Origin of the sequence: Clostridium beijerinckii HUN142 (assembly GCF_000621745.1) — a bacterium.
Classification (GTDB): Bacteria; Bacillota; Clostridia; order Clostridiales; family Clostridiaceae; genus Clostridium; species Clostridium beijerinckii_A.
This window is the reverse complement of record NZ_JHXK01000040.1, coordinates 1-25,535: the sequence shown is the minus strand read 5'-3', so window position 1 is coordinate 25,535 and position 25,535 is coordinate 1. Positions and strand designations below refer to the sequence as shown.

33 protein-coding genes are annotated in these 25,535 nt (G+C 26.4%); 3 read left to right on the top strand and 30 right to left on the bottom strand.

The features are described 5' to 3' along the window. Nucleotides 1-11 precede the first annotated feature (11 nt). From T483_RS0116540 to T483_RS0116420, 25 genes are all read right to left on the bottom strand, one after another. The gene (locus tag T483_RS0116540) at nt 12-200 is read right to left on the bottom strand and encodes a hypothetical protein (protein WP_026887851.1); all 189 of its coding nucleotides are present in this window, start codon (nt 198-200) and stop codon (nt 12-14) included. A gap of 46 nt (nt 201-246) precedes the next feature. Continuing rightward, entirely contained in the window at nt 247-729 is a 483-nt protein-coding gene (locus T483_RS0116535) for a hypothetical protein (RefSeq protein ID WP_026887850.1), read from the bottom strand. After that, entirely contained in the window at nt 729-929 is a 201-nt protein-coding gene (locus tag T483_RS0116530; protein ID WP_026887849.1) for a hypothetical protein, read from the bottom strand. Before T483_RS0116530 ends, T483_RS0116535 begins: the two co-directional genes overlap by 1 nt. Continuing rightward, entirely contained in the window at nt 929-1,309 is a 381-nt protein-coding gene (locus T483_RS0116525; RefSeq protein ID WP_051560417.1) for a DUF2577 family protein, read from the bottom strand. The genes T483_RS0116530 and T483_RS0116525 overlap by 1 nt, the downstream gene beginning before the upstream one ends. Before the next feature lie 71 nt (nt 1,310-1,380). Next, nucleotides 1,381-1,524, bottom strand: coding sequence for a hypothetical protein (locus T483_RS31690; RefSeq protein ID WP_196244893.1), 144 nt, complete (start codon nt 1,522-1,524; stop codon nt 1,381-1,383). A gap of 53 nt (nt 1,525-1,577) precedes the next feature. Continuing rightward, nucleotides 1,578-1,973: a hypothetical protein gene (locus tag T483_RS0116515; RefSeq protein WP_026887846.1), complete on the bottom strand. Its 396-nt coding sequence runs from the start codon at nt 1,971-1,973 to the stop codon at nt 1,578-1,580. A 35-nt stretch (nt 1,974-2,008) separates the two neighbouring features. After that, a complete protein-coding gene (locus T483_RS29300; RefSeq protein WP_035790283.1) occupies nt 2,009-2,503 on the bottom strand; it encodes a phage tail tube protein in 495 nt (164 codons plus the stop codon). Beyond that, nucleotides 2,503-3,294, bottom strand: a complete 792-nt coding sequence (locus T483_RS0116505) for an XkdQ/YqbQ family protein (protein WP_026887845.1) — start codon at nt 3,292-3,294, stop codon at nt 2,503-2,505. The genes T483_RS29300 and T483_RS0116505 overlap by 1 nt, the downstream gene beginning before the upstream one ends. Before the next feature lie 29 nt (nt 3,295-3,323). Beyond that, a complete protein-coding gene (locus tag T483_RS0116500) occupies nt 3,324-4,094 on the bottom strand; it encodes a LysM peptidoglycan-binding domain-containing protein (protein WP_026887844.1) in 771 nt (256 codons plus the stop codon). Between the two features lie 16 nt (nt 4,095-4,110). Further along, a complete protein-coding gene (locus tag T483_RS0116495) occupies nt 4,111-6,075 on the bottom strand; it encodes a hypothetical protein (RefSeq protein WP_026887843.1) in 1,965 nt (654 codons plus the stop codon). Nucleotides 6,076-6,140: 65 nt separating this feature from the next. Beyond that, nucleotides 6,141-6,710: a GIY-YIG nuclease family protein gene (locus T483_RS0116490; RefSeq protein WP_026887842.1), complete on the bottom strand. Its 570-nt coding sequence runs from the start codon at nt 6,708-6,710 to the stop codon at nt 6,141-6,143. A 38-nt stretch (nt 6,711-6,748) separates the two neighbouring features. Next, complete coding sequence (locus T483_RS0116485) at nt 6,749-6,976, bottom strand: hypothetical protein (RefSeq protein WP_026887841.1); 228 nt, start codon at nt 6,974-6,976, stop codon at nt 6,749-6,751. Between the two features lie 553 nt (nt 6,977-7,529). Next, nucleotides 7,530-7,817: a hypothetical protein gene (locus T483_RS0116480; protein ID WP_026887840.1), complete on the bottom strand. Its 288-nt coding sequence runs from the start codon at nt 7,815-7,817 to the stop codon at nt 7,530-7,532. Nucleotides 7,818-8,303: 486 nt separating this feature from the next. Beyond that, nucleotides 8,304-11,540, bottom strand: a complete 3,237-nt coding sequence (locus T483_RS0116475) for a hypothetical protein (RefSeq protein ID WP_026887839.1) — start codon at nt 11,538-11,540, stop codon at nt 8,304-8,306. Between the two features lie 449 nt (nt 11,541-11,989). Next, a complete protein-coding gene (locus T483_RS0116470; protein ID WP_026887838.1) occupies nt 11,990-13,801 on the bottom strand; it encodes a hypothetical protein in 1,812 nt (603 codons plus the stop codon). A gap of 5 nt (nt 13,802-13,806) precedes the next feature. Beyond that, nucleotides 13,807-14,097, bottom strand: coding sequence for a DUF5659 domain-containing protein (locus T483_RS0116465; RefSeq protein WP_026887837.1), 291 nt, complete (start codon nt 14,095-14,097; stop codon nt 13,807-13,809). Nucleotides 14,098-14,114: 17 nt separating this feature from the next. Next, nucleotides 14,115-14,528: a hypothetical protein gene (locus tag T483_RS0116460; protein ID WP_026887836.1), complete on the bottom strand. Its 414-nt coding sequence runs from the start codon at nt 14,526-14,528 to the stop codon at nt 14,115-14,117. Next, nucleotides 14,521-15,432, bottom strand: a complete 912-nt coding sequence (locus tag T483_RS0116455) for a ParM/StbA family protein (protein WP_051560415.1) — start codon at nt 15,430-15,432, stop codon at nt 14,521-14,523. The genes T483_RS0116460 and T483_RS0116455 overlap by 8 nt, the downstream gene beginning before the upstream one ends. A gap of 106 nt (nt 15,433-15,538) precedes the next feature. Then, nucleotides 15,539-15,784, bottom strand: coding sequence for a hypothetical protein (locus T483_RS0116450; protein ID WP_196244892.1), 246 nt, complete (start codon nt 15,782-15,784; stop codon nt 15,539-15,541). A gap of 42 nt (nt 15,785-15,826) precedes the next feature. Further along, nucleotides 15,827-15,955, bottom strand: coding sequence for a hypothetical protein (locus T483_RS32485; protein WP_278247444.1), 129 nt, complete (start codon nt 15,953-15,955; stop codon nt 15,827-15,829). 121 nt (nt 15,956-16,076) lie between these two features. Then, on the bottom strand, nt 16,077-16,784 hold the full coding sequence (locus T483_RS29295) for a helix-turn-helix transcriptional regulator (RefSeq protein ID WP_035790280.1): 708 nt from the start codon (nt 16,782-16,784) through the stop codon (nt 16,077-16,079). A 95-nt stretch (nt 16,785-16,879) separates the two neighbouring features. Next, nucleotides 16,880-17,413, bottom strand: coding sequence for a hypothetical protein (locus T483_RS0116435; protein WP_026887833.1), 534 nt, complete (start codon nt 17,411-17,413; stop codon nt 16,880-16,882). Between the two features lie 30 nt (nt 17,414-17,443). After that, complete coding sequence (locus T483_RS31120; protein ID WP_155268505.1) at nt 17,444-17,605, bottom strand: hypothetical protein; 162 nt, start codon at nt 17,603-17,605, stop codon at nt 17,444-17,446. Between the two features lie 97 nt (nt 17,606-17,702). Continuing rightward, nucleotides 17,703-17,891 carry a hypothetical protein gene (locus tag T483_RS0116425; protein WP_026887832.1) on the bottom strand — a complete coding sequence of 63 codons (189 nt, stop codon included), beginning with the start codon at nt 17,889-17,891 and terminating at the stop codon, nt 17,703-17,705. Nucleotides 17,892-17,897: 6 nt separating this feature from the next. Then, complete coding sequence (locus T483_RS0116420) at nt 17,898-18,548, bottom strand: helix-turn-helix domain-containing protein (RefSeq protein ID WP_026887831.1); 651 nt, start codon at nt 18,546-18,548, stop codon at nt 17,898-17,900. 164 nt (nt 18,549-18,712) lie between these two features. On the opposite strand from T483_RS0116420, the gene T483_RS31115 reads away from it, so the two are divergent. Both T483_RS31115 and T483_RS0116410 read left to right on the top strand, forming a co-directional pair. Continuing rightward, nucleotides 18,713-18,877: a hypothetical protein gene (locus T483_RS31115; RefSeq protein WP_155268504.1), complete on the top strand. Its 165-nt coding sequence runs from the start codon at nt 18,713-18,715 to the stop codon at nt 18,875-18,877. 303 nt (nt 18,878-19,180) lie between these two features. Next, nucleotides 19,181-20,017, top strand: coding sequence for a hypothetical protein (locus T483_RS0116410; protein WP_026887830.1), 837 nt, complete (start codon nt 19,181-19,183; stop codon nt 20,015-20,017). A 189-nt stretch (nt 20,018-20,206) separates the two neighbouring features. Here T483_RS0116410 and T483_RS0116405 read toward each other — a convergent pair whose 3' ends face one another. Then, entirely contained in the window at nt 20,207-20,614 is a 408-nt protein-coding gene (locus T483_RS0116405) for a hypothetical protein (protein ID WP_026887829.1), read from the bottom strand. 245 nt (nt 20,615-20,859) lie between these two features. Between T483_RS0116405 and T483_RS0116400 the strand changes: the two genes are divergently transcribed. Beyond that, nucleotides 20,860-22,296 (top strand): type I restriction enzyme HsdR N-terminal domain-containing protein, encoded by a 1,437-nt coding sequence (locus T483_RS0116400; protein ID WP_026887828.1) that lies wholly within the window; start codon nt 20,860-20,862, stop codon nt 22,294-22,296. Between the two features lie 186 nt (nt 22,297-22,482). Here T483_RS0116400 and T483_RS0116395 read toward each other — a convergent pair whose 3' ends face one another. The 4 genes from T483_RS0116395 to T483_RS0116380 all read right to left on the bottom strand — a co-directional run bounded on the left by T483_RS0116395 (nt 22,483) and on the right by T483_RS0116380 (nt 25,366). Continuing rightward, nucleotides 22,483-23,412: a reverse transcriptase family protein gene (locus tag T483_RS0116395; RefSeq protein WP_026887827.1), complete on the bottom strand. Its 930-nt coding sequence runs from the start codon at nt 23,410-23,412 to the stop codon at nt 22,483-22,485. Next, the gene (locus T483_RS0116390; RefSeq protein WP_026887826.1) at nt 23,405-23,695 is read right to left on the bottom strand and encodes a helix-turn-helix transcriptional regulator; all 291 of its coding nucleotides are present in this window, start codon (nt 23,693-23,695) and stop codon (nt 23,405-23,407) included. The genes T483_RS0116395 and T483_RS0116390 overlap by 8 nt, the downstream gene beginning before the upstream one ends. A gap of 77 nt (nt 23,696-23,772) precedes the next feature. Continuing rightward, nucleotides 23,773-23,967 carry a hypothetical protein gene (locus T483_RS0116385; protein WP_026887825.1) on the bottom strand — a complete coding sequence of 65 codons (195 nt, stop codon included), beginning with the start codon at nt 23,965-23,967 and terminating at the stop codon, nt 23,773-23,775. Nucleotides 23,968-24,400: 433 nt separating this feature from the next. Beyond that, nucleotides 24,401-25,366, bottom strand: a complete 966-nt coding sequence (locus T483_RS0116380; RefSeq protein WP_035790288.1) for a tyrosine-type recombinase/integrase — start codon at nt 25,364-25,366, stop codon at nt 24,401-24,403. Nucleotides 25,367-25,535 lie beyond the last annotated feature (169 nt).

Here is a 25,535-nt window from a genome sequence, read left to right as displayed (position 1 = left end):
TCTATCTACTCCTATCTATTTATTGTATGTTCAACTACTAAAGGTACAATATTTCCTTGTTTATTAATATCTAAGCCTTTAATATGAAGAGACGTTTTAAAACTTTTATATTCATAATGAGAATCTACAAAAAATCCAATTATTAAAGTTATAATTGTACCTAATATACCACTTACTATTAATGCTAAAATTTCATTCATTACTCTATTCCTCCCTAAAATAAAACAAAGATAGCTGAATAACCAACTATCTTATGAATCCTCTAATTTCTTCTAATTTTTCTTTATCTAAAATATTATAACCTTCATTAATATAGTATTGAATTTCATATTGATTATCAAAACCTATATATTCCATTGGAATTGTTAATTTTAAATAATTACTAAATTCACCTTTATCAATAAATAAATTTTCACATTGTCTATAACTTAGTTTCCAACCAACATATTTATGTTTGATCTCATCTAAATTTTTTAATACAAATGTATCATATTTTTTAATCATTTCTGGGATTTCTCTTTTTAATAATCCTTCATAATTTAATATATCAATTACTTTATCTTTTAATAAATCAAGCTGATTTTCTTTTGTATCGTCAGCCTTTAAACGAACATATCTAAATTCATTACCTAAAGTAAAATATGATTCAATTATTCTTTCTCTAGTACCTTTTTCAAATATTACTTTCATATTTTTGATTGCTTCATTCATTTTATTTTCTATTATCATTATTTTTTTCCTCCGTTATTTAATACCTTTTTAGGTAATTCTTTTTCATTAATATATATTCTTTCAACAGATTCTAATTTTTTATTATTTTTCTTTTCAAGTTCTTCGCACAAAGTTTCTAAATAATCTTCTGTTCCAAACATGAATTTAAATTTAAATTTACTTCCATTCTCATTTCCATACACTGTACACTCTTTCATCACAATAACTCTCCTTCTTTTAATACATTAATAACACAATATTTTTGATACGATTTACCTACTGGATTCCATTCAATACCATATAAAACTACATAATCATTTTCTTCTATCTTACTTGGGTGGTCTATATATACTAAACTATGAGTATGTAATTGACTGCCTGCTTGGGTTGTTAAACCAGTACAAGTTTCCCTCCAAGGAAGTAAATGTTTATTTATATATAAATCATTTTCATATAATGGTAAGTCTCCAATATTTATAGTTAACGGATTTACGCTTGCTACCTTTCCAATTGTAAAACCATCATCAATCATATTTTTTTGAAATTGTGTATTCATTGATTCTATTAATTGATTAGCAATTATTTTACTCTTATTCATCTATATCACCTCATCATTACTTTTTCTTACACATATAAAAAAGTAACTATAAATAAAATTAATTACTATAGTTACTTTTTCTTTTCTAGAAATGGATTAGATAATTTAGCTAAAGCAATATCATTTTCCATTTTCTCTTCTTTTATTACTAGCATACTTGCAGTATAAAACAATCTTACTAACCCTGAAGCTTGTTGTAATTCTTTTAATGACATTCCATGCTTGTCTAGATAATAGGCGTAAGTATATAAATCCCAATCGCCCTTAATTACTTTTTTAAGTCTTCAACTTCATCCTTATAAATAGCATCTGGGTCAATTGTAGATAAACCATTTAATTCCTCTAAAAGACCAATTATTTTTTGTCTTTCAATCTCATTAAATAATTTTTCTACAATCTTATGTTGATCTCTTTTATCAAAACCATAAGATTTTAAAAGTTCTTTATTTCTTAAAGTATCTGAAGAAAGATATATAAAATACAATAATCCCTTTTCTGAATCTGATTTTATCATATCTCTAATATCAGCTAATTCCCCTCTATCTAATGAATGAAATTTCACTGAGCCACCTAGAAATTTACTTCCTATATTTACATATTTTTTTTTAAACCTTTCTATACACTCATCTTTCTTTGCTATAATTTGTTCAATTGTTAATTCCATACTTAATACACTCCTTTTTCTTTCTTTTTTCTTTCTTAATCATCATTACTAATAGTTTTATAGCTACTGGTTTCCCAGTCATGTTTATCTTGAATTACATCTACAAATTGAGCCGATTCTATTTGAAACCCAGCAGTAAATTTTTCTGTTAAAAAATCAGTATCAGCCTTTAAAGAAAATAAGTTCATATCACCTTCAAGCCAACAATTACCGATGTATATACTTTCATAATCATCATCAACATTTTTTACATTCGCTTCTAAAGTAAATGTAAAATACTGAAGATACTTTAAGCACTCCAGCATTGCGGGTTTAAATCTACTATAAACTTTGTTAAATTCAAAAGTTATAATTCCGTTTAAAGATGTCATAAACTTACCTTTAGTTACACTATTTAATAAGTTTATTTCCTTAACATCTGGAACTACTTTTATTTCTAATTCTTTTAATTCGGCTATTTCTACATTATCAATCTTCATATATCCCTGATTGCTAAGTAATATTTTATAGGGGTCAACTCTCTTACTCATTATTCACCACCACTTTCTTCATCTGAATCATTTGTACTTACCCCTGCTTCTATATCAACTGGATTTCCTTTGCTATCATAGACAGCAACTTTGGTAATAATGTCTGAAGCATCTTTTTTGTAATTCATATTAATCATAATTCCATCTGGATTAGGTAAGTTTGGAGTTGAACAAGCTTGAATAGTTTGTCTGCTCCAATATGTATCACAAGGCATTAAATTAACATTACCGCCTACATCCATAAACATATAATAAAAAATACCTGTATTCCGATGAACTTCCGTTGCAATCATCATACAGGCATCATAAGCTGATTTGTTTCTTATTAAATGATTTATTTGTAAATTAGAACCAATTGCGTTTCCACCTTTACCACCCAAAATTCCACCTTCTGAGTATGGTATCTTCAAATCTTTAAAAATTGTACATATTGCATCATAAGCAGATATACCTGAAAAGTTATAACATACTTTTGATTTTGTTAAATTTCTTATATAATCATAGCAATCTAATGTAAGTGTTTCCTTGTCTACAGACATTTCAACCGTTTCAATTTTTCCTCTATAATAACAAGAATCATTTATGTAAACTTCAATTTTCTGACCAGTATCAAAAAAGAATGACGGTAAAGCTGTATTATAAACACCATAAGCCATTTTTAAATTTAATTGTTGGCTTACTTTATCAATACCACATGAATATTTCATACTACTTATCAAGTCAGTTACATTTTTATATGAACCATCTGAATTATAAATATAAACATTCATATTTCCATTTCCTATAGCCAATAATTCTCACCTCTTTTTATTAAATTCTATTATCTTACTTTATAAGCCTGTCCATAGTTTATATCCGTTGGATTTTTCATCCCATTTAAGTCCATAAAGTATTTATATTCTTCACTATCTCCATATAATTTTTTAGCTATTTGAAGAATATTTTCTCCTTCTTGTGGATAATAAGTGTCACTTGAATAATCTGTACTAGCTGAACTATCATCATATTGTGTGTATTCCTTATACTCTTGAAATTCTAATTGATAGTAAACATTTCCAGTAGCATCTTTTCTACCATAAGTAAACTTCTTTATTTGGCAACTATAGTAGCCTTTCCAAGTTTCAAAAAAGAAAACTAGTGGTGTGGCTTCCTTTTTCCAAGTCAATAACTTATCACAATAATACGCATATGGATCTTGTATATCTCCACTAATATCAAACCAATATTTGAATTGCTTATTATTATCAACAATTCCCCTAAAATTTTCATTTGAAAATCCTGCAACACCTACATCTTTACATGGAAAGAAACTTTCGATTGTCCAAGTTGCTAGTTTTCTTGTCATACCTACTGGATATTCACCATAGTTCAATAATTTAATTGTTTCTACGTTACTATCTTCAGTAAACATAACATCTGCTGGTGAGACAGGTAATACAAGTGTTTCACTATCTTCGTATTTATTATGTTCACCATGCAAAGGATATAACGCTATTTGTGAACCACCTTGAATATGAGTTAAACCTTTATTACTTTTTGCATATTTTAAAGATTCTTTAGCAATTTTTTTTTCTTGTATTAAATCAGCCATATTATTGTCTCACCTCCTATTTAGAATTTCCCTGTGCTTGTTTTAAAGATTCCATTATCTCATTAAAATTATCAGCACTTATATGTTCAATGGTTATGTTATTATAAACACCTACCTTATCTTTACTCATATAGTCGTGAATTTCTTCTCTCTGCTCATCGCTTAGATTAGAATTCTTAGCTAAATATGTACTTGCATTATAATCAGTTACTATATTGCTACCAGAAAGTTGTGTTGTATAATCTCCAGCAGTCAAATTATTATTATTATTTGCATATGGATTAGATACAGAACTCCATTCATCAGACGTTGGTAATCCTAAAATATTTGCGGCTCTATCCCCTTGCCCTGTAGCATAATCTTTTACATAAGCACCAACATTACCATTTGCTATATCAACACCTGTTTTTGCCTCAGTCTTTAATTTAATTCCTTGATCTTTTAATACTTTATCTAATAGCTTAGGTAAATTATTTATGAAATTAGTAAACTCTGGACTTGAGGTTAACTTCTTAATGAAGTCAGCTATTGAGTCTCCCATTTGTTTTAATGTTTTTCCAACTTCTTTCCAATCTACTTTTTTCATTAAATCAGAAAGTGCATCAGTAACAGCTTTTACACCTTGTCCTAATCCAGAACCTAAATCTGCTAACATACCTTTTGTTTTATCATCATCAAGCCAATGGTTTAAATCAGTCATGAAATCATTGAAAGATGAAACAACAGTTACTTGACCTGATTTCATCATTCCAGTATTATTAGCATCTATTCCTAATAAATCTGCTTTTAAAGTTTCCCAATTTCCTTGTAGTCTATCCATCATACCCGAAATTGTATGAGAATATTTTTCGGTTAATCCATTAAAAGATGTTTCCTTTTGAACATAATCAGTCAATAAATCAAAATACTCTTGTTTATTCTCAACAGTACCTTTCTTATTAAAAGCATCTTTCCATTTTGCATAATCTTTTGGATCAGTTTTCTTTAAGGATTGTAAATATTTATTTATTTCTTTATTATCTAACATATAGTTAGTTTTAAGGCTAGTACTTCGTCCTGCCATAGCGTCTACGACCGAAAAGCCAACATGGGAAGCCCCTAATTCTGGTTTAACACTTGCAACATCTAATAATGTCATAAGTTGTTTTGAATTATAATTTACGTGGCTCCCTGCTAATTTTTTCTGCAATTCTCCGATTTCACTCTCCGAATATGGTGTTTCTTTAGCTATTTTAGTTCCCATTTGATAATATTGTTGACCTTTAACTGGGTCGTTATCATATAGAGTATCTAATGCTATTCTATTAGTTTGGAATTGCGAAGCTTCCATAAGTCCTTCTTTTATACCATCCAAGCTTAATAGATTTCCTGTTAGAGAATTTACTGCATTAAATCCTTGTTCTGCATAACCTTCTAAAGCAGAAATTCCTTTTTGAGCACCTGTAATTCCAATTCCAATTACACTCAATGCTCCAATCATTTTACTAAAATTACCAGTGAATAATCCAGTAAAAAAGTTTTCGCCTTTGGAGGTTAGTTCTGTGCCACTATTTGTTTTAGAATCTTTTTTATTTGATGAACTACTGCCACCAATATTTATTTTCATTCCAGATTTGGCAAGTGCTTCAGCATCTTTATTTATTGTTTTAAAAACACTTTGAACATTAGTTCCCATCTGGCTATATCTTTTAGTTAGATTTTCTATAGATTTATTTTGTGTTAGTTCAACTCGTTCTGTATTTTTAATAATAGAATTAGCCATTCTATCATTCTGTCCAGCTATTCTTAGTGATGCTTCTTCTGATTTTTTACTTATTCTATCTAAAGATTGTTCTAATTTTAAACTACTAGATTCTAATTTAGAAACCAATTGATTAAAAGCTGTTTCTGCTCCAAGAACACTCTTTACAAACCTATCTAACTGCCCTGTAAAAGAATCTTTGACCTCTAATCTTGCTGATAAAACATCTTGATTTGCCATATAACTAACCTCCTTTCTTTTCTAAAATTTTATAAAACAAAATAAGAGTAGCTTTATTACCACTCTTATTTAAAATATCTATCTAATTTATCAAAAGTCTGATAATTAGTTTTCTCAAATATTTCTAACAGATATTCTTTACTTTTACTTAGTTTATCTTCACTTATAGAAACACCCTTATTTTTAATTATTTCATTGTGTCTATTCTTTAAGTAACCTTCTAAATAATATAAATCTGATCTTGAAAGATTATATTGAGTAAAATCCTTATATATAATTTTGGATAAACCATATTCAAAAACCATCTGCTCTGCTGTTAAATTAATACTGCTATCTCCACAACAGTGCGCGCTGAGGCGTTCTTTTAATCTAGCGGAACTACCAATATACAGTACCTCATTTTTATCACTTAAAAAAACATAAACACTATCAAGTTTTATATTTTCTTCACGCCAAGCACGTTGATTTTTTAAAATAGTTTCTTTATTTTTTTCATAATAATCTTTATAATAATTTGGGTTTTGTTCTAACCATCTTTTATAATTTTCTTTAATTCTTTCTTTGTTATTTACATAATAATATTTATTGTATTCTCTTTGTCTTTCTTCCACTCTCTTTTTCCATTCCTTTCTCATTGAGTTTCATTGTCAATTAAATTTTATAAAAATCTATCTTAATGATTGCGATTTGCTTTCTTTTCTCTGTGATTTCTTAACATATTTGATCTTTGCTTATCTTTTTTCTTTTCATTTTTTGTGTGAGCATCAGGTACTTTTAGTTTCTTTGCTTCAACTCTCATCTCTAGATTTAAAAGATCAATTTTCTCATCAATAGATAAAAACTTATATTTTCTTCTTTTTTCTCTTATCTCTTTCATTAAATAAAAATAGTTATAAACCATAATTCTTTACCTCTTTCCTGTTTTCTTATATGCTTTTAAGCACTAATAACCATACTAGCTATCATTTCCACCACCATTTGAAAGAGGTAAGTCAAAAAAATGAAGCTATAGATAACTAATATAGTTGTTACTGCTTAAAAAATATTAAAATATATATAGACAATGTTCTTGCATTATGCTATAATTATGTTATAGTAGGATAATTATAATATTTTATAAAGGAGAAATAGACCATCATTAAAAAAATAACAATGGTCTAGGCTATTTCTAGCTATCTTAACAGACACAAGAAATAAACAATTTAAATAAAATTATTGAGTATTTATTGTCAACTCACGACTTTAAGAGCCACAAACATTAACGAAAAAACTTAATGTCCCTATGAGGTATTAGTACCTTTACCCTAGCTAATTCTTCTTTTTGGAGGGTCGAGACTCGAACTCGAATAGAATTAGCAAGACTACCAAAATAATAAAACAAATAAAAAAGCTATAGAGTTTAAAATATAAACTCTATAAAAGTTACAATAAAATAAAATGTAACTTTTAACAGTTTATATCGTTCTAACAAATTCTACATAATTATTATTTTCATCCACTACAACATAACCCTGCCCCCAAAAACAAGACATTATATCTACAGCGTAATAATAATAATAATTTTTATATGGTTTTAATTCTTTTATAATTCTAAGCATACTATGATGTTCTTCTTTTAATTCTTCAGCTTTTGTTCCCTCTTTAAGTCCTTCGATCAATTCATTAACTAAACATTTGTTTTTAGATAAGAGTTCCATATGAAACTTTTCTTCTAAAAATTCATCTAATTCTTCAATATTCATTTTATACCTCTTTCTCACCTTGTTATGGTGTAACCTTTATTTAATTTCGTATACACATGTATACGTTATTTTTGTAATCTTATTGGAATAAGCTAACGAGGAATTAGCTTATTCATTATTTTGAAAGTTTGAAATTTAATTATGAAAATAAAATTATAGAATAATTTAACTTATTCCAATAAAATTACAAGTTTTTTGTATTTAGTATTGCCAAACATATTTAATCATGATATAATTAGTTAGATGAAGAAACAAGCAATTATAAAAATAAAAAGAGAATAAAAAATATCCTCTTTTTAAATTCTATGTGACACATAGTTGCTTACTTATTTATCGCGTTGCAAAATAGCGACCCTACCTACTAAAATTTCGCATAGTGTTAGCATACAAAACGTTATTATATACCATATATACGATTATGGTAAAATGTGCGAAGTGGCTATTTTACTATGTTTGAACCACTTTACACATTTGTAAAATTAAGACCTATTTCCAATATTCATCAATTTCTATTAATTCAGTTTTATTTTCCTTAAAACAATCAATAAAATAATTTGGATATGAATTATATATTAATGTTAATGTAAGCATTGTCATGTCTTTAAATTCTCTAACAAATGAATAATATTCTACATCTTCATCTAATTCAAAATCATAATCAGTATAAGTTATTTCTTTCCCTGTTTTATCTATTCTATATAGTTTATTTCCTTTATATTTATCATCAATTGCGAAAGCTCTTAGAATAATTCTTAATACAGTTTTTGAATTTAACTCTAATTCTTTTAACTCCTTTGTAGCAAATTTTTTCGCCCACTTTCTTATATTAGATTTTCTCTTTTTCTCGTCTCCACTATCTGTAGAATCATATCTAAATCCATTTAAAATACTTTGACAATTATCAATTATTCTTCTAACTTTATCAATTTTAGTTCTGCTGAACTGTCCACCTGTAAATTCTTTTTGAGGATTTATCAAGTCTTTTATTTCTAATACATCAGTTTTCATTGCCTTTGTTGTCATTGTATCAATTATTTGTTCTAGATAATCCATTGCACATTCCATTTCTGTTGGTATTCTATAAGAATTATTTTTAGCAACATATTTAAAGAATTTCGGAACTATCATTTTTCTAGCATATACTTCAAGTTCTAAACTATATTTATCTTTAATTGCTTTCTTTTGTTCCTGTGACATTGTTTTAAAATTCTTTGAATCCTCTTTATATTGTTCTAATGCTTCAGACAAATCTATTACATTTTTTAATTCATATTGAATTTCATGTGAACTATCTTCTTGTTTCAATAGTTCTTTTAGATATGTTATTAGTTTAATTTTTATTGTATTTTTTCTATCTATTTCATACCTTAATATTTTTTCTTCCTTTTCAATATCTTTGTCCTTGAATATATAAGATGTTTTATTCAAATTGTTCATGATCTTAGTTAGTGATAAAGGATTCCCCTCTGAATCTACAAAATTTTTCTTAGCCATATCTATTGAGATTTGCGAACATGAACTTAGTGTGCTACTAGCTTCAAAACATTTATCTATATAATCTTCATTATATAACTTAGTATTTATTGCATGATACATATAAGAATTAAATACTGCACTTTTATTTACCACTTTTCCAATAGCCATAGTTGAACCACCCAAATAATTATCTAATTTAGCAAGTGCTTTTTTATTATTTTCTCTTTCTTCCTTAGAACCTTTAATTCCATTTACTGGAGTTGGATATTTTTGTGCATCTATTGCTTTCTGGACTAACAATTTATGGTCGGATAGATAACAAGTGTCGATATCAAAGTCGCAACCTTGAAGTCTATTCATTATATCAACGTTCCAAGTATTAACGAATACTACAAAGTCATGTTTATGTTTCATTTTTCCATCTTCTTCAACTTGATAACCAAACCATTTATATTGGTCATGGTATGTATTAGTCATATAAGCAATATTACCCTCATTTATTTGTGGATTTCTTATAGCTAAAAATTCAGTATTTTCAGGGTAATGAGGATTGAAGCATTCCCAACCACTCATTATACAACTATCAATTTTATTATGTTCTTTAGTTGTAGCAACCAGCATTTCAAAAGGACAGCTTATCATTATTGCATATAGACTATTCTGTATTCTTATTTTTCCAAGTCTTAAATTCTTAATATAATCTTCTAACTGTTTATTCTTCCAATCTTTAAATTTCTTAGTAAATCTAAAATCACTATTTTTACTTATTAATGCTGAAATCATATCACCAGTTTCATAATTATCAAATTCATTTTTAACTACATTTAGGAAATAAGACATTTCATTTCTTTTATTTCTTTGGTCTTTCTTATTTTTTGCATCATAGTGACTAAGTTCATCACTATCAACTAATGTATTATCTTTTAATAATTTAAAATAATTTAATTCATCTTTTATTATCTCAGCCACTTCTAAACTATTTAAATTAAGGCTGTTCCACATTTGGTAGCTAAGTCTATTTGAATATTCATAGTTTCCAACATGATCTGTCTTTACTACTCCATATTTTTCTGGAACATTCTCTAACCAATGTAAAAAACATTTCTTTTCATCACCCTTAAACATATCATGGTCAGCAAATTTAAGAAACTTACAGCTTGACGGACTTATGACTAACTTAATATTCTTTGCAAGAATCCAACCTCGGTACATATCATATACTTTAGCAGTTTCATAATTATCTTTAAATAATTCTTTATAATAATCTTGTAATTTAGTTCTTAGTGCATTTGCTTTTAGAAAATCATTTCTCAATAAAGCACAGGTGCTATCATTTAATAATTCATTTTCTAAAAATATACTTTCATCCATAAGAGCCTGTCCATCAGTCATGTTATTAACAACTGGAAAGTTATCTATACTTTGAAATACGTTTCCCATATCATCCATAAGTGTTTTAGTTTGGTAGGCATCAAACTCTGGACTTAATATATCATCTATAATTAAAATTTCCTCTTTTTTTATTCCAATCATTCCAATTATTCTGCTCATAATCAAACTGGTATATGCTTCCTTAGATGTGATATCATATTTTTCATTTTCTTTAAATTCTAAACCAAGAAAACAAGGTTTTAATAATTTATCACAATATTCTTTTTTCGCAAAAATCACGTTTGCGGTTCGAGCCTTGGATGCTCCGCGTTTGAAAAAGTTGTACTCAACACCATCTATTTCAACAGTTGATGTATAAATTAACTCTCTAATTTTTTTCTTTTTTATTTTTGTAATCTTTTTATTTTCTATATTATTTGTTTCTGTTGATTCTTCTATTTCATCATTTTCATTATCTATTTCTTTATTAAGTTCATTTTCTGAAATATCTTCCTCAGTATCATCGAATAAATCTTTGGTAAATTTAAAATTAACAAATAACTTAGTAAACAAATCCGTTTTACCTTTATCAATATATATCTTAGTTGCTGTTTTTAAATCATCATTTAATATTTCATCTGGATATGATTCAAACGCTCTTACAGTTTCTATACTATAAGGCATGGTAGCACTAAATAATTTATCTATAGTAGGTTTAATTATTATTTTCTTACCATTCTTTATTATTGTTTTATCTTCTGTACTTGAAAATGAAAATTCATATTCATTTTTATCAATTTCATTAAACTTAAACCAACTTCCTTCAAGGTTTAATATTCTATAACTCTTTATCTTACTATTTTTTCTTTGACTCATAATCTAATTCCTCTCTTTCATTCTCTTTTAATGTTAAATAAAATCTATTATTTGGATGCCAACTCGTTTGGCAGACAAAAGGTACAAGCAACAAAATGTGAATAAGTCTAATGTGAAGCTTTGCTGAACAGACTTATGAAATATTTTTTGATTGTACCTAAACCTCGTAGAGTTGTGGATGTTCCTAACGCCCTCTCGGTTGTTCTTTTGTTCGTCTTTCAGACTCACAAATAGTATTGAATTTTTACTCGTTATCGTTCAGCCTTGTGTTTTCAATGTCTAACAGGTTTTTAATGAAATTATTATGACCTTTTTACTCTTGTAACACGCATGGTTAAGCCATTCTTACGAAACGTAGTAATACCTCTCATATAAAGTATTTTATATAGGATGGAAACTCTTAACCGTTCAATCCATTGGTATGACTTGTTTTAAGTACAAAAAAGGTATCAATATTTGATAATCCAATTGCCTTTACTTCCATCTGTTTTTAGTTGACTTTGTTTAATTCTTCTAATTTTAATATCCTGCATGAAGTCTTTATTTTTCCAAATCTTACTCCAATTTGATTTATTTATTTCTAATTGCTCCATTACATCACTTGATTTAACTTTTATCCATTTATCTTCAGTTTCGATTTTTTTATCTATATAATTTAACAATCTCATACGATCAGTTAGTTTTACTTCTTTTATATCTGGAAAAATTGTATTATTTTCATCTATTCCTTTTAACTGTTTTATTACAATTTTTATAGTTTCTAATGAACTGGTGAATACTTCAAATGTACCTTGAGGATTCTTATTTCTTTGAATTCTTTTAAGACCTTGGTAACAAGATGAAGCCATATCTGTAATCATCAAATCATATAACTCTTTTTTTTCAAAACCCCATTCAGTTTTATATGAACCATCCTTAAACTTTATTTGCTTAGTTGATGTTATTAATTCTTCATCCTGTAAGCAAGTATCATTAAAATATTCATAGCAAAATATGTAGTAGGCTTTTGTAAGTCTATATGTATGTATATAGGCACATACTTCATAATCTTTGTAATTATCAACACCTCTCATATTCTCAAAATTTAAATATTTAAAATTACTTAATCCCTTTAAATATTCTTCTTTATCTTCCAATTGTGTACATTCAGCTTTTTTGGTTAATATAAGAGTTGGTGTATCTGAATAATTTTCCTTTAAATATTTACTTATATTTTTTCTGAAATTATCATCATTATTTTTACTTGTTGTGCTAGTGTTCAAATTATGAAGTATGAGTTTGCTTTTTGAATGGTCAATCTCTCTTTCACAATCAACAACTTTAAATAAATCATTATCATACATTGTATTGAATGAAGCTGAAGCATCCAACCAAATGTTATTTCCAAGTAATAAATATCTAAATGAATAATCATAAGCATATATACTTTTGTTTGGATATATTAAAGCGATATTATTATCTATACAATCATAAAGCATTAATATTTTTTCTAGTAATTCAAGTAAATTTTCTCTGGAGCATCTTATCTCATTTATCATTTCAAAATGTTCTTTGTGTATTTTTTGTACATTTTCAAATAATCCTTCATAAAGTTCATTAATTTCTTTTCTACTATAATTACATTCAATTCTATAAAGCTGATTTTTAACTACATAGGATTCGTCTTCTATTAGGTCAATTAAAGGTTGTATTAATTGTCTAAATTTATTAGCTAAATCATGTTTACTTAGTTTATCTAATATTTTTATCCAGTAAGTTTCATCCTCAGTAAATTCAAAAATGTTTTTAATGAAATTAATTTCTTCATCAACGATCAAAGTTTTATATGTTTTAAAAATATCTCTATAATCTTCATGCTGTTTTTTCTTAGGATTGCATAGTTTACAATACATTGAATGAGTTAAAATTAATGTATTTGCCTTTGCACATTCAAAGAAATTATTAGAACAACATTCATTTTTTTTATATGATGCATCTGGTGTATAAACCATTGCTATGTTTTCTTCAAATCCTTCATTAATATCGTTCGCAACTCTAACAGCTTCATCTTTAAATTTAGTTACGAATATGTATCGTCTAGTATCTTGTATTAGTGATATATAACTGTTTCTTATAGCTTTAATAGTTGTATATGTCTTTCCTCCTGCGGTTTCAATTGGATATGTCAGAAACGAATCTCTATTTTTTCCAAATATAATTTCGTCTTCTAGGTCTTCTAAACATTCCTGCAAACTCATTTTCTTTACTGCTAACTCTTCCACCTATATTAATTCTCCTTTCGTCCATACTGCTCCTTATAATCATCTATTGCTTCCTCTATTCCTTTTTCATTTTTAAATATGTATATTTTATACTCTGGATTATTTCTATCAACATCATCCCTTAGAAATTTAAATCCATTCAGCATTAAATACCCTGCTAATTTTTGTGTTTTAACAAATTTAGTTGCTGTCATTTTATTAATATCCTCCTTTGCATTTGACTTTGTCTTTCTTTGCTCTACATTTTTATAAATTTGTAATTTTAAATCTTTAGGAGATAAGCTTTTATTGCTCATGCTCCTATGTAGAAGCTTCAAAAATATTGATCTAGTGCATCTAGCATATTATTATTTAATTCCTCATAATCACTATTGTCATTTATTTGCACCTTTTCGGTATTATCTGCTTCAATTTGTTCCTTTTCGTTAATTGAACCATAATCAGTATTTAGTGATTCTTTGGTATCATCAGCACCCTTTAGCACCTTATTATTACTTTTACTTTTTGCATCCTTTTTCACCTTTTTAGTCCTAGTTGTTACTTTTTGCACCTTTTCGGTGCTATTAATATTTAATTGTTGCGAATTATTCCCTTGTGTCGCTAATCGATATAGAGTTTCTTTAATCAAGTCTGCTTCTGAATAAGAATTGGATAGAAATTCTTCTATTATTCTATCCTTTTCTTTATCCGAATTAAGAGTTATATATACTCTTCGAGAATTAGTCATTTACTTTTCCCCACTTTAATTCAGAAGCTTTTAATGCTCCATTTAAATTAGAAAATAGTGGGTCATTCATTAATTTACAATTATTAGGTATATATTTTTCAAACATCTTGCTTGTCCCACCTGTCCAATAGGTTTGATAATTATCAATATTTACATCAGCTTTTATACTATTAAGTATTTCATTAAAGAAATCTCTATATTGTTTGTCCGTAACAGATATTTTTCCGTTTTTAATTAATCTTTCTATATCTTCTTCTACATAGTCCTTTCCCTTAGATGCTTCTATTGATTTTATTTTCTTATAAAAATCTAGTGAACCCAGCTTCACAGTAGCAGTTTTTTCTAACTTACCTTTTATAAAAGTACATACATTAATAGTTCTAGAGCCACAATCCACAATACATACATCTTCTTTTTGTTGTTCTGGTGTTAAATCATAAAAACTAGCAAAACTTTCTGGTAGTACAGCAACCTCTTTTATAAAAATTGTTCTATCCTTTCCATTAAACTTTATTTTAAATGGATTCTGACTTTTCAACGGCTCTATAATCTTACTTTTGTTTGGCATTTGTAGTATAGGTAACATAGTAGTTATATTGGTATTGATTGTTGTAACATCTTTGTTAGCTTTACATGTAGCAAATAAGATTTGTGGCAATAAATTTCTATCTACTTTGCTATATTCTCTACTTAATTCTCCAAATTGCCCCATGTAAGTTATTTTTCCATCCATTTCGATTCTGTCATATGCATCATTATAAGCCTGTTCATCTGTAGAAACTTTACTTGAGAAAAAACCCATATCGCCTTTCCCCATATATTTCATATTATAATTACCTGCATCTACTACAGTTATTCTTACTGCTCCATTATTATTGTTTGTATATAAATTCTTATTTTCCATTAATAATCTCTCCTTTAATCTCTTACTAATTTTATTTTTTATAAATATATGGTTTCTACAGGTTCAAAGAAACGCTATAAAAGCCTGTCCTTATGTAATTCAGTATTTAAATATTTCTATAATACAAATCTATTCCATCTAATGAAACTATAACCTTACCTTCTATGTTAGGTTGATGAACATAATCATTATTCATAAAAAATTTAATTGCACTATCAATGTTATTTCTATTTACCTTACATTCTTTATAAATATCTTCACGTCCAAGCCATTCTTCTCTGTGGTCTACTAATACTTTTAATACTTGTTTTTGTGTTGGTTTTAATTCCATAATTTTTATTCCTTCTTTCATTGATTTTTATTTTATTAACACTTGTCCTAATTTTTGATTTAATCAATGAATTATGATATTATAAGTCTGCAATAAATATAATACATATAAATCATTGATTGTAGTTAAGGTTTTTATATTGAGTTCCCCAACTCTATATAATTTTACCTTGACTACTTTTTTATCATCCACAATTTAACCACCTCCTTTTAATTTACTTGATTTTTTTAATCATATTTTCCAAAAAATCGTCTCTTATAATTACTTTTGTCAATCAAACTTATAAATAATTTGCGTATTAATAATAATACGCTTATTTTTCCTTCTTATTTTTTCTTCTTTCCCTTTCTCTTTCCCAAGTTGGTGTATATTCCCCTCGGTCATATAATTCTTTTGTATATAATGCTTCTAATTTTTCTCTTATAGTAATGAGCGCCTCTTCTTTAACTCCATACGACTTATCTATCATATATTCATCACGATTAGCCCTTGTTATGTTACTAACACCCGAATCATCATCACCATTTAAACAGTTAACCAAAATACCAATCTTATACCAATTTACATCATTATCAATTATTAAGTCTAATAATTCATTAAGATCCTCATCAAATGTACAATAATCACTTAATTCCAACCTCGAGAATATTGTACCTAATCTTTGTACAGTATATTTGAAATCCTCCATTCTATCTTCTTCTAAATTGAATTGACAAATCCAAGTACTTATCTCACTTTTTTTTCTTTCATCTGTAATTTGTTTTCTGTATTCCTCCAATTTAAAGGTAGTTCTCGCAATTTCTATATCAATAAGTTCTTCAATTGAATGTTCTTCTTTAAATAATATTTCTGATTTCACTTTAAAGAACCACTCTAAATCACTTAACCTTCCGTCTGTTACATCAAGCTTACCTTTTTCCCATAAATTAATTGTATTTGGAGTTACATCTAATCTATCAGCTAGTTCTCTCATTGTAAATCCAAATATTTCTCTGACTTTTTTTAATCCTAATAGTTTCATTTTTTCTCCTTGATATAAATAATCATCTTTAATGTAATATTAATACCTATTTGTATTTTTGTCAACTTAAACTATGAAACTATTTCCAAACATTATTATGCTCTTTGCCATAACTCCCTGTTACCATTTCTATATGTCATCCAAAGGCAGTCCCAGTTCATATTATAAATTCTATCAACCTTTTTACTTTCGTCCTTTACAAATCTACGAATACACACTATATCCTTACACTTCTTATAAAAACCTTTAGCTTCATGAAAATTATCTTCTCTCATTTCTATTTGCATTTCATCATCTTTAATAATTAAACCACCACTCCAATCACATTCATCAAGGTATTTACGGGCAAATATCTCTCCATCGTGCATTCTTTTACGTCCTATTAATTCAATTATTTCATCTTCATTATGTATTATTAATTTATTACCTTTTAATTCTATCTTTGATTCTTCTGTTAAATCTGCTACTATAAATTCAACAAGTCCTAAATCATCAGCCAATATAGGTGTTTGCCCATTATATAATATCGCTTTATATTCACCAGTTTCTAACTTACTGACAAAATTACAAATTTTATTCTCCATTTTAACTAATTTCTTTCCATCTTCAATTGAATAATATCTTTCCATAATTAATACACTCTCCTTAAATTTTAATTTTTATAATAGAATTTCAATATTATTTTCTATCCATTTAATATTAGTTTTTCTACTGATTAAATCATTGATTACATCATTTATTCTACCTATATCTTCTAACATAATGTTTATATTCTTTGCATTGGCTGCTTGAATTATTAGCGAATATAAATTTAAACTCATCTTCTCTTCCCCCTTGATTTTAGGAGTAACCAAATGTTATACTAGTCTTGCAAAATGGACTGGTGGTAACTTCGGTTACTGCTTTTCTTTATTTAAATTATATTTTCCCATCTCTATAATTTTCATATTCTCTTCGTGCATCCTCCATTGTCATTTCATCAATAGACCATCTAAGGCCATTTAGAATTTTGTCTAACTGTTCAGAATCATATTCAGCAATTCTACAAGCACGAATTATATACCCCTTCATAGTTTCATTAAAATTATCTTGATTAACTGTATTCATTTATTATCACCTCCAACCTAAGAGTTTTTCCTCTAAGTTTTTATAGAATGATTCATCATAGTTTCTACTACTGCAATTATCAATAAAAGGTATATGTTTCTTATGATAATTTTGCTTAGTATCATCAATATTGACGCCTCTTTCTAATAGAGCCTTTATATATCCAAATTTATTAGCTATATTAGCTTTATTAGACACATATTTAATCATAGCTATAACTTTATCCATTTTGTTTTTACTAAGCTGTAATAATGTTTTAACCTGATTCCTACTAAAATTAGTTGAATTTATCGCTTCTTTTTCTTCATCAGATAATTTAAATTCTACTTGTTCAGTCATTGGTACTTTAAAACTTGAATCTTTTGACTTGTTCTCAACAATAAATGATTCTACATTGACTATATAGTATCTATTATTGCTATATCTCTTATCAATGTTTATTAACCCCAGTTTCTGCAAATTTTTAATGCTCTTACTTATACGATTCTTGGAAGTTGTATTGAATGATTGCATTATTTGTTCATAAGTCAAAAAACAATATCCATATTGTGTGTTATGGTACTCAAAGAACAACTCCAATAAATATTGCTCATTCACTTTTAAATCTTGAGTTCTTATATATTGCCTAAATTTTATAAAATCTTTTGTTGCACCCATTTCTTACTTCCCCCTTCCTCTTGTACCAGTGTTACACTTTTACTATGACTTTATTATACATAGGTGTAACACTTATGTCAATATTTTCTTTTAATTTATTGTTTTAATATTTTTAACATGTTATAATTACATTGACAACAGTCAATGAGGAGGTATTTTATTCCATGGCAATATCGGAAAATAAGAAAAGGATTTATATTTCTTTAGAAGATGATTTGCTTGATATCTTAAAGAAAGAAGCAAAAAAGAATAGACGATATCCAAGTGATGAGATCGCCATATTAATAGAAAAATATTTAAAACCACAATACGAAGTTGAAAAGAAGTAGTTACCTAATTTAACAGATAGCTACTTCTTTTTTAACTTATATATTTGTAGTTAATATAGACTTATAGTAATAAATATAGAAAAGAATAGTAGTTAATATATGCTATTCTTTTGATACTTTAGCGATTTGGTAAAGTATTAGAATGATACTTTTTTTGTGGTAGGTTGAAGTATTAAAAATACGAGCAGTTTATTTGTCATATTAATTCCTTATGATTTTAATTAATATTAATACAAATAAGTATTGTGCAATAAAAAAATACTTAAACATTTTATGATATAATTTCTTAAGGAGATGATAATAATGTACGGAATAGGAAAAGTTGATTTAGTAACAGGAGTAACTATTTATATAAAAATATCTGAAGATGATTTTTTAAAATTTCAAGAGTTTTATAAAAAATATAAAGAATTCGAAAAAATAACTTTAACAAAAAATATAGCTAAAAATAGCATATTGGATTTTAAAAACTTCTTATCAAACCAAGTAAATTATATGAATAATGGACAAGACATAACTGTTGAAGAAATAAATATTAAAGGTACTGATTTAATTCTTAAGTTTATTCTGTTGAATAGAATGTATTTAGAAAATTTAAAAGAATATATATTTAGAGAATTTGGTGTTAACTCAAATCAATATAATGAATACAAAAAAAGATTAAAAACTACAGATTTTGATTTTATATTTCTTCGAATAATTAGAAATTATACTCAACATTTTGGACTACCATTATCAAATACAGGGAAAGTGTACGATTCATTAAAAGAACTCTATATTGAACCAAGATTTTATATAACAAAAACTGATTTATTAAAAGCACCTTATAAATATAATGAGCCAGAATTAATAAAAGAGAATTTAGATGATAAGATTATAATTAACAATTACATAGATATTTGGATAGATATAATTACAGAAGCAACAAAACTATCAGAAGAATTATTTGTTGCAGATATTAAAGAGAGTTTTTATGATTTCTTTAATAAATTTGATTACATTTTATCAAATGCAAATGTAATAAATCATCACAAAGATGGAACATATAATGTATATAAAATTAATAAAGAAATATATAAAATTATTGGTATATATATTGATAAAGAAATCATCAAAGATATTTCCTCTACAAAAATCTAATCCATTTGTACATCTAACATAACATTATGCTTAACAAATGGATTAATAAAGGACTACTAGCTTTATTGGCGTAGTCCTTTATTATTTTTAACTACTTTATGTTTTCTAATATTTTTTGGTTTAATTCATTATTTTTCTTAAATATATCTAAACTTATTATTTTTTCTCCTATTATCTACCTTGGGGAGATTATAATTTTCTAAAAAACTTATATGGAATTGTTTTAATATTTATACCGCTTCTTCCACTTGTTGAAAACCCAGCTCCTTGCATTTTATAGCTGAAGTTATAGTAAATTGAATTTTTCTCAACTTCTCCAATTGGATACATATAATTTTCAGCTATTAATTCCATTATAGCTTTTTCTTCTTCTAAATAATTAAGTATTACTTTGGCTACTTCTCCACAAATCTGATTGTATGCTCCATTATAATCATTATTAAAATATAAGTTTTTCAACGTATATTCATATAAAATGTTGTCCTTATTTTCCTCAAATTTTTTCTTAATTTCTTCTTTTTTTGATTTTACATTATTAATTGATACACCTACATTATTTATGATATTACAAATATCTTTTTCCCAATTTTCATACATATTCGTTCACCTCTCAATAAACTATCCCCAGCACTTTTATACCAGTTATAGCTTATTTCTACAAATTAATGTAATATCCTCCTCATAATAGTAATTAATTATAAAAATAAGACTAAGATTTGCCCCAAATTCATAATATCACCCTATTATTAAAATATTTTGCTTATCATCCATTAAAATAAACGAATTAAAATCAAAATTTTATACAAACTATTATTGATAAACAAATAAGGAGGTTTAAGTAAATGAAGAATGAAGATTTACAAAACTTACAATGTTTTTATCTTAATGAATTAGAGAAGAGAGGGAGTGAAGAAAACATCAAAATGTTGGTTGTTAAGGATTTGCTACATTTGTTAGGTTACAAGAAAGAATGGTTTAATTGTGAAGAATCAACTTTATTAGGGCGTACAGATATTAGTTTAATACTTCCAAATAATAATCGATTATATGTAGAAACCAAAAGAAGAGATCATAAAATAACAAATAAAGATTTCGCTCAAGTATGTAGCTATATGGATGCCCATAACACCGAATGGGGAATAATCACAAATGGTAACCACTATTATCTTTTAAACAAATCACTTGATGTAGACGCTGAATACAGAGTTGTTTTAGAATACTTATTAATATATAAGCCTGGTTTTAAATATTCTAAAGAACAAAATGATCAGAATCTTAAATATTTTTCATATAGTCGAATTTTTCAAAAGAAATCAAGTAGATATTTTGCATATTTTAAAGAATACACTATAAATAATCGAAGTCTTTCAAACGATATATCTTTTAAACAATATCAAAGTGCCAATTTTAATTTCTTTGATTATCTTGATAATAATGAGAGAATTTGCGATGAATCTTTATTAAATCCAACTAGACTATTAGGCTACTTTCATGATATGGTTTCCAAAAAACAATATGCCAAATCAACTTTAATTAATAAATGTAGCTATATTTCTTCTACATTAAAGTATTTAGAAGATTGTGGTAAACTCCAAACTAAACACTTTAATAATTTTAATTCTGAAAACTTTCTATCTGAAATAATCACTAAATATTGCAATAAAGATTCAAAAGAAATATCACCATTAACATTAGCTGAAGCAAATTCTCTCTTAAATTATTATTCTCAAAATAAGTCTAGTTATTCTAGAAATAAATTATTATTTAAATTATATCTTTTTATTTGCCCTAGTATAGAATCCATTCAAAATTTAAAAATAGATGATTTTAGGAAAGATGATGATGAACTATATTTAAAAATAAATAGCTATGAATTTAAATTACCGAACTCACTAATAAACGATTATAATGAATATATTAATTTTAAAAATACAAAAGAATTAACTAAAAATTTTAAGTATTTATTTTATACCTTCTATGGTAAAAAATGTAACAAAATGTCTTCTACTACAATTATGAGCATTATTAATGATTCATTTAATAATATTAATGATATATCTCCAGAAAGAAAGAAACAATTAAACATAAGTACAATTCAAAAATCAGTAATATCTCTAATGTTAACTAAAGGATTTACTACTGAACAAATTTCATCCTTTACAGGATTAACAGTTGGTACAATATATAATTATTTTGACAAGAAAACATTAAAAAATATAGCCAAAAAGTCAAATGATTTACTAATGACTAAACATCCTTATCAAAAAATATTATTTTAAAAAATAAGACTAAGAAGTTCTTATCGCTCCCTAGCCTTTAATAACTGATTCTATTTGATTTTATAAAATGTTTATATTAAGTTTATTAAGCAGTATTCAGGATAACTTGTTCGCCTAAACAAGTTATCCTTTTTATTATTTTATACTATAAACTGCTTAAGTTGTTCTTAATTTAATAGTAATCTTCTATTTACACTCAATTTTTTTAACATTTTGTAATAATTGTGAAAATGCATCTGGTTCTATCTGTCTTGCACTATATATTTTACCCAATAATGACTTTTTATCAGTTTCATTACAATTATCTTTCTTTTTTTTAATTTCATTATATCCATCGATTATATCTTTCCTTAATCTATTTGGTATTTTTAATACTCCATTTTTATCATACACAACTCCTGTTATTAATTTATAATCTTTACTACCATATTTTCTAGTTTTATTATCCTTTAAATTCAAATCACATTTCTGTAGCTCTTTTTTTATTTCTAAAATCATACGTTTAGATATGGTGCTTTTACTTGAAAACGCCATATCATCTACATATAATGAAAATTTTGTGTTATATTCAAGTGCTATTTCATTTATTCGTACAAATGTATCTCTATATGCCCAATATGCAATCATTTGACTCGTTGGGGCTCCTGTAGGAATTCCACCATTATAAGTTACTAAAGTGGTTAAAATAGTTGCTAAATCAGATGACATTCTAAATGTATATCTAAACATTCTGTATACATAATCTCTTTTGCAACTTGGATAGAAATTCATTATGTCCGAGGTTATTACATAGCTATTATCTTTATGAAATTTGCTATTATCTATATACGATTTTCCTTTCTTTCCTGATATAATCCAATCTGGAGTTTGAATTCTTGATAAATATTTAAGAATTTTCCTTTGGATGTTCTTCAATTTTTCATTAGGATTTTCTACTAATCTATCTTTTTTATTTCTTCCTGTCTTAATATGTTTGCTTTTATATTCTATATCCAATTTATATTGAGTCCTAAAATAATTATGAGGTAAATTAAACATTTCTGCCAATTTACCTCTATTTCGTAATCTATATAATAAGCTATCTTCAAGCTTATATTGATTTATTTCATTATTCATCTTCTAACCCACCAAATTTTTCTATAACTTTCATAAACTTAATCATTAATTCTTTCATATTTCCTTTTAAGCTATCTTGTTCAATTTCTTCTGAAAAAAATAAAATTGTAGATGGTTTTATTTTAAATACTACACTATACTTTTCTATTAATTCCAGCGAAGGCTTTTTTTTCCCATTTTCAATTTCTGATAAGTAACTTTGTGATATAGAAAGTTTCTTAGCCAAATCAATAGCCTTTAAATCATGAAAGACTCTTAATAATCTTAAAGATTCATTAATCATCTATATCTTTCACCTCATAAAATTCACATAATAGTATTGATTAATTTTTACAAAAAGACTAAGAATCGTTAAATGAACTATAAAAAGAATTTAATTATTTTTTCAACTATTTTTGTAATAATACTACCCAAAAATTTGTCAATAATAATCCAGAAAATTTTGCCTAGTATAATAGCAATTCTATGTTTTATAGACTTTTTAATTTCTTCTTTTTTTAGTTCATTTGAGCAAAATAAGGTTAATCTTTGCAAAAATGAATTACTATTATTCATTTCTGTACCTCCTTCTCATCCCTAAATTTATCTAAAAACAGATATCTAATGGATGCCACCTTTGAGGAAGTAGTGGGTACATATTTTGCTATACGTAATCTTAGTCTATTTACCTTGTCCTGTCCACCTTATATTATATATTAACTTACAAATCTTTTATAACAAATATTATATAACTAATAATAGTATTGGTACATGTGTGCCCGGTGAAACATAATTCAAAACTAACATTTTTTAGCTTTCCAAGTATAAAATTATACTTATAGGATTCCTTGGTGGTTTATACGACCCTTATTTAATTAACATAATAATTATAACATTTCTTATTGTTATATTCAATATTTTTATTCGCTATTAGCAATATTTATTTTATAATACATATATAAAAAATTCATAAAATTTATATATTCTTTTTATAATATATTAAGTTATCTTATTTCTTAATTTTCATTTTACTAGTTCCATTTTTCTTTTTATTTAGTATATCTAATGGATTATATTGTAATAAATCATCTTTAAAATCAATCGGTAACAAATTTACATACCTTTCGGTGGTTTTGATATTACTATGGCCTAATAATAATTTTAATCTGTAGATATCTCCGCCATTTCTGACGAACATAGTTGCAAATGTATTCCTGAACGTATTTACTCCTCGCATTTTCACTTTACAGTGCTTAAAATAGTTTACTAAGTTTTCGTGTAATGTATCATAACTCATTTTAGTTCCATCTAGCTTAGGAAACAATATATCCTCATTTTTTAAATTCATTGTCTCGATATAATCTTTTAGTATTAATTTCAATGACTTTGATAATGGTACATTAACCTGTCTTTTTGTTTTCATGTGGGCGAATAATATCATTTCTTTTTTAAAATCAATATCTTTTACCCTTACATTTAATAAGGTTGTACTTCTACATCCTGCCCCTACTAAAAATGATACTGTTGCAAATGAACGATAATCTCCTACAAGACAGGTATCTAAATCTGGCTTTTTTAAAAGTTTTTTAAGTTCATCTTCTGTGTAGATTTCTTTTTTCTCTAAAACAACATTTGGAATCTTAATTTCATATTCGTTTAAATATTCTCTTGTAAAGCAATATGTTAGAAACGCCTTTAATTTAATTACAAAAGTTTGATAGGTATTTCCCTTATACCCATAATCAATCATAGAATTAATCCATCCCTGTATCTTTTTTTGAGTAATAATACCAATCTCATCATCTGCTGATACATGTTTTAATAATTCATAAGTATAAAATCTTTGTTTACTAACTAAAGTCGCCTGTCTAAGCCCTATAGACTTACAATAGTCCATGTATTCACTATAACACTCCCCTATAGTTTTACTTGAATTATTGTTAATTTTTAGTGTTTTTAATCGTAATTTTGCCATGCCAATCATTCCATCCTCTATATCAAAAATTAACTATTTACGGGTATGGAACGAACATACTTTCACTTACTCAAATCTTTTTAATTTAACATTTCGAAATTAAATTATTGTCAACCAAAATCTTCAAAGAAAAACTCCTAAAAGTTCCATCATCAAACTTCAATTTAAT